The sequence below is a fragment of the Phaeobacter sp. genome, assembly GCF_022825805.1.
In the GTDB taxonomy this organism is placed as follows: domain Bacteria; phylum Pseudomonadota; class Alphaproteobacteria; order Rhodobacterales; family Rhodobacteraceae; genus Phaeobacter.
On the sequence record NZ_JAJDWC010000010.1, the window covers coordinates 1 to 5159 of the forward strand.

The 5159-nt window shown below is 57.9% G+C and carries 3 protein-coding genes and 2 pseudogenes; 1 reads left to right on the forward strand and 4 read right to left on the reverse strand.

What is annotated here, in order from left to right; genetic code table 11:
* Positions 1–135: 135 nt before the first annotated feature.
* Positions 136–1299 (forward strand): annotated as a pseudogene (mtaB, locus tag Q0C28_RS00815) (tRNA (N(6)-L-threonylcarbamoyladenosine(37)-C(2))-methylthiotransferase MtaB); the annotation flags it as partial.
* Between the two features lie 379 nt (positions 1300–1678).
* Here mtaB and Q0C28_RS00820 read toward each other — a convergent pair.
* The 4 genes and pseudogenes from Q0C28_RS00820 to Q0C28_RS00835 all read right to left on the reverse strand — a co-directional run.
* Entirely contained in the window at positions 1679–2470 is a 792-nt protein-coding gene (locus tag Q0C28_RS00820) for a cytochrome c1 (RefSeq protein WP_293572752.1), read from the reverse strand.
* A 19-nt stretch (positions 2471–2489) separates the two neighbouring features.
* Entirely contained in the window at positions 2490–3824 is a 1335-nt protein-coding gene (gene petB, locus Q0C28_RS00825; RefSeq protein ID WP_293572753.1) for a cytochrome b, read from the reverse strand.
* Between the two features lie 12 nt (positions 3825–3836).
* Entirely contained in the window at positions 3837–4397 is a 561-nt protein-coding gene (petA, locus tag Q0C28_RS00830) for a ubiquinol-cytochrome c reductase iron-sulfur subunit (protein WP_293572754.1), read from the reverse strand.
* A gap of 211 nt (positions 4398–4608) precedes the next feature.
* Positions 4609–5022, reverse strand: a pseudogene (locus tag Q0C28_RS00835) (glutathione S-transferase C-terminal domain-containing protein); the annotation flags it as partial.
* Between the last annotated feature and the right edge of the window lie 137 nt (positions 5023–5159).

The window sequence follows — 5159 nt, forward strand, 5'->3', positions numbered from 1 at the left end:
CCGCTTCGACGCGTGCGAACGCAGCAGCCCAAATCTCCAGTCGCCTACGGCTCGTTCCGATTTGGGCTGCTGCGGTACTAACTGAAGCGGACAATTGGCATGTTACCTACACCGGACAATTCAGAATGTTCTCGACACACCTGCGCAGTGACCGCCGAAGCAGTCCGCAAAGCACGCCAGGAGATTCGCAAACTACGCCGGGAAAACCCGGACTCCCCCATCATCGTGACAGGCTGCGCCGCCCAGACCGAACCAGAGACCTTTGCCAATATGGACGAGGTGACACAGGTCATTGGCAACACCGAGAAAATGCAGCCGCAGACCTGGCAGCAGCTGGCCCAGGGTCCCAATTTCATTGGCACCACGGAAAAGGTGCAGGTGGATGACATCATGTCGGTCACCGAAACCGCAGGACACCTGATTGACGGGTTCGGCACCCGCTCGCGCGCCTATGTGCAGGTCCAAAACGGCTGCGACCATCGCTGCACCTTTTGCATCATCCCTTATGGGCGCGGCAATTCCCGCTCCGTTCCCGCCGGAGTGGTGGTCGAACAGATCAAACGGTTGGTCGACAAAGGCTTCAATGAGGTTGTCCTGACCGGCGTTGATCTGACCTCCTGGGGCGCTGACCTGCCCGCCACCCCCAAACTTGGCGACCTAGTGATGCGGATCCTCAAACTGGTGACCGATCTGCCCCGTTTGCGTATCTCCTCCATCGATTCGATCGAGGTGGATGAAAATCTGATGCAGGCCATCGCAACAGAACCCCGACTGATGCCGCACCTGCACCTGTCACTGCAGCACGGTGACGATCTGATCCTCAAACGCATGGCCCGTCGCCACCTGCGAGATGACGCCATCCGCTTCACCGAAGAGGCCCTGCGCCTGCGTCCAGATATGACCTTCGGCGCCGATATCATTGCCGGTTTCCCAACCGAAACAGAGGCGCATTTCGAAAACTCGCTGAAGCTCGTCACCGATTGCAATCTGACCTGGCTGCATGTGTTCCCCTATTCCAAACGCCAGGGCACACCTGCGGCGAAGATCCCAAATCAGGTCAATGGCACTGTGATCAAAGAACGCGCCGCCCGGTTGCGCGCCATCGGCGATCAACAGGTGAACAGCCATCTCGCAGCACAGGTGGGTAAAACCCATCACATCCTGATGGAAAATCCGCATATGGGCCGCACAGAGCAGTTCACCGAGGTGACCTTCGCCGCGCCACAAGCCGAGGGCAGCATCGTGACGGCTACCATCACGGGCCACACAGGGCAGCAACTGCAGGCCACAAACACCTGAGGCCCCTGAGGCCGTGACCAACACCAGGACCAACTCGGAGCGGCCAAGCAAGGTTAGGACTGGTCTGAGCCTGCGTGCGTTCTGGGTGCTAACACGACTGGCTCCTGACGAACACTGGAAGCGACGGCACCTTCCGCCACAGACATGAACCAAGCGCAGATGGCGCAGTGGACATGCCCGAAACCCATATGGTCCATGCGCATATGGCCCATGCGCGCGGAGACCCTCAAGTGTGGCGACTCTCGCCTACACTGGGCCGGTTGTCACTTTTCCAAAAATACTCCGGGGGAGGCGCGCCACGCGTGCCGGGGGCAGCGCCCCAAAAGAAAACCCCCGCAGGCGGTGCTGCGGGGGTTTAATATTGTTACGATCAACAGCCTTAGCCGTTTTCTTTGCCCTTATGCGGGGCCCAGAGACGCTTGTTGGTCAGATACAGCAGCACCGACAGAACTGTCAGGAACAACACGCCGACAAAACCGGCCTGTTTGCGCGCCATCATCTTCGGCTCAGCTGTCCACATCAGGAACGCAGAGACGTCTTTGGACAGGCTTTCAAGATCGTTTGGCGAACCATCGATAAATTCGACCAGCTCATCATCCAGCGGTGGGCCCATGGAGATCCAGCCGCCTGGGAAGGCCGTGTTTTCATAGAAGAAGGTTCCGGCTTCTTCTTTGGTTTCGCCAGTGTAGCCCGTCATCAGCGAGGCGATGTACTCAGCGCCACCCATACCCTTGAACATCTGGTTCAGACCCAGGCCATAGGGGCCGTGGAAACCAGCACGCGCCTTTGCCATCATGGACAGATCCGGGGCGCCAGCGTTGTTGTTTTCAGGGAAGTGATCGGTCGGCTTTGCCGGACGGTCTTCGTCCTCGATCGGGTCATAGATCGAGAAGTTCTCTGCTGCATAAGCACGAACCTGATCTTCCGGCATGTTCGGGCCACCTTCGTCTGACAGGGTGCGGATTGGCACCTGTTTCAGACCATGGCAGGCCGCGCAGACTTCGGTGTAGATCTGCAGACCGCGCTGCAGCTGGTTGGTGTCATAGGTGCCAAATGGGCCTTCGAAGGAAAAGTCATAGTCGATGACCTTTCCCGCGGCTCCTGCTGCAAAAGATGCAGCAGGAAACAGTGCCAGAGCGAAGGCAGCACCGGTTGCGATTTTCTTCAACATTGGTTGCAGTCCTTCTCAGTTACTCAGCCGGGGTGGCATCTGCACCACCGGATTTACCGTAATGCGCATCAAAATCCGCTTCGATGGTTTCTGGCATTTCAGCCGGCTTCTCGATGACACCGAGCAGCGGCAAGATCACCAGGAAGTAACCGAACCAATAGGCAGATGCGATCAAGGAGAAGGTCGCATAGGGCTCTTCCGCAGGCATCGCACCCAGCCACATCAGGGCAAAGAAGTCGATGACCAGCAGCAGGAACCACCACTTGAACTGCGGACGATACCGGCCCGAGCGCACGCGGCTTGTGTCCAGCCAAGGCGCCAGCGCCATCACGGCAATCGCACCGAACATCGCCAGAACACCAAAGAACTTCGCATCGATGATGCCGCCAGTGATGAAGGACGCAAATTGCACAACCCAGACTTCCGAAGTGAAGGCCCGCAGGATCGCGTAGAACGGCAGGAAGTACCATTCCGGAACGATGTGCGCAGGTGTCGCCAGCGGGTTGGCCTCGATGTAGTTATCGGGGTGACCCAGGTAGTTCGGCATAAAGCCAACAATCGCCCAGAAGACCAGCAGGACAACGGCCAGGCCGAGGAAATCCTTGATCACGAAGTAGGGCCAGAACGGCAGTGTGTCCTTGGCAGCTTCTTCTTTGGAGCCGCGACGCACTTCAACACCGGTTGGGTTGTTGTTGCCTGTGGTGTGGAACGCCCAGATGTGGACGATGACCAGACCCGCAATCACAAACGGCAGCAGATAGTGCAGTGAGAAGAAGCGGTTCAGGGTCGCGTTGTCCACGGCAGGACCACCCAGCAGCAGGGTCTGGATCGGCTCACCGATGAATGGGATCGCACCAAACAGGCCGGTGATCACGGTCGCACCCCAGAAGGACATCTGACCCCAGGGCAGAACGTATCCCATGAACGCGGTGCCCATCATCAACAGGTAGATCAACATGCCGATGATCCATGTGATTTCGCGGGGTGCCTTGTAGGAACCATAGTACAGACCGCGGAAAATATGGATGTAGACCGCGATGAAGAACAGCGACGCACCGTTTTGGTGCAGATAGCGGATCATATGACCGCCATTCACGTTACGCATGATATGTTCAACCGAGGCAAAGGCCAGGTCAACATGCGGCGTGTAGTGCATCACCAGGACGATGCCGGTGACAATTTGCAAGGCCAGACAGAAGGCCAGAACGATACCCCAGATCCACAACCAGTTCAGGTTTTTGGGGGTTGGGATCATGATGGTGTCATAGATCAGGCCAACGATGGGCAGGCGGCTGTGCAGCCACTTTTCGCCACCAGTCTTCGGCTCATAGTGATCGTGAGGAATACCAGACATAAAGAGCCTCCCTTATCCGAGTTGGATGGTGGTTTCGTCGATGAATTCCGCAGGCGGAACCGGCAGGTTCTCGGGTGCGGGGCCTTTGCGGATCCGGCCAGCGGTGTCGTAGTGCGACCCGTGGCAGGGGCAGAACCAGCCATTGTATTCACCGGCACCATCACCCAAGGGCACACAGCCAAGGTGGGTACACACACCCATCATGACCAACCATTCACCGGCCTCATCGAGGGTCCGGTTCTCGTCCGCCGCATCCAAGCCAGGCTTGTTTGCGTTGCGATCGAGAGGATCGGGCAGCTCTGCCAAATTCACCGCGCGGGCTTCATCGATTTCTTCCTGGGAACGACGGCGAATGAACACCGGCTTTCCAAGGAACATCACAGAGATCTGGGTACCAACTTCTACGCCGCCAACATCCACGAAGATCGAGGACAGAGCCTGCACGTCGGCCGAGGGGTTCATCTGGTTGACCAGGGGCCAAATCGCGGCACCTGCGGTCACTGCCCCGGCGCCAGCAGTGGCGTAGTAGAGGAAATCTCTCCGGGTTCCTTCGTTGTCTTCTGCGTGGGACACGAGGTTTTCTCCAATTCAAATGCCCATTCCGGGCAAACATGCGCATGCACCGCGAAAAACGCAGTGACTCATTGCCGGTATGTAGCGGTGAGAAAGCCGTTCGTCCAGCGTTCAGGGACGGGCGAATGGACGCAGTTTAGCGTTAAATCAGAATTCAACGAAACATTAACGCAATATCTAGTCTCCAACCCGCTGTTTCAAGGAGTTGAGCTCAAGATTTTGGTGGTTGGGTGGCCAACATCGCTGGTCGCGATTCGACGCTGGAAAACCAATCCGCCAGTGCGGTGTTGCCCTTGCGCCACCCCATATCCGGATGACGAAAGTCCACATAGGCCAAAGCACAGCCCACCGCGATATGCCCCACCGTGAGCGGACCTGCCAAATGCCCCATCCAGCGCGCGTTCAGCGCAGCGCAGGCCCCCAGCACCTTGGTGGTTTGACCCTCGATCCATTCGGGCCATTGCCGCTCCTGCGGGCGCAACCGCGCTTCGTAGGACAACAACACTGCGGCATCCATCAGGCCGTCGGCTGTGGCCTCCAGCACTTTGGTATCCCAACCACCCCGCAGCAACTCACCGCCCGCGCGCTCCGCCAGATAGGCGCAAATCACCCGGCTGTCATAGATGTGAGCTTTCAACAGGTTGTCCATTCGATCCAGACCGAGTTGGTTGGAGTTACCAAGCACCAACCCTATTCGGAGGGATCGAATGAACATTCACAGCAATGCCAGACTGACACCTTTGGGTCGAGCGCGATTGGTGC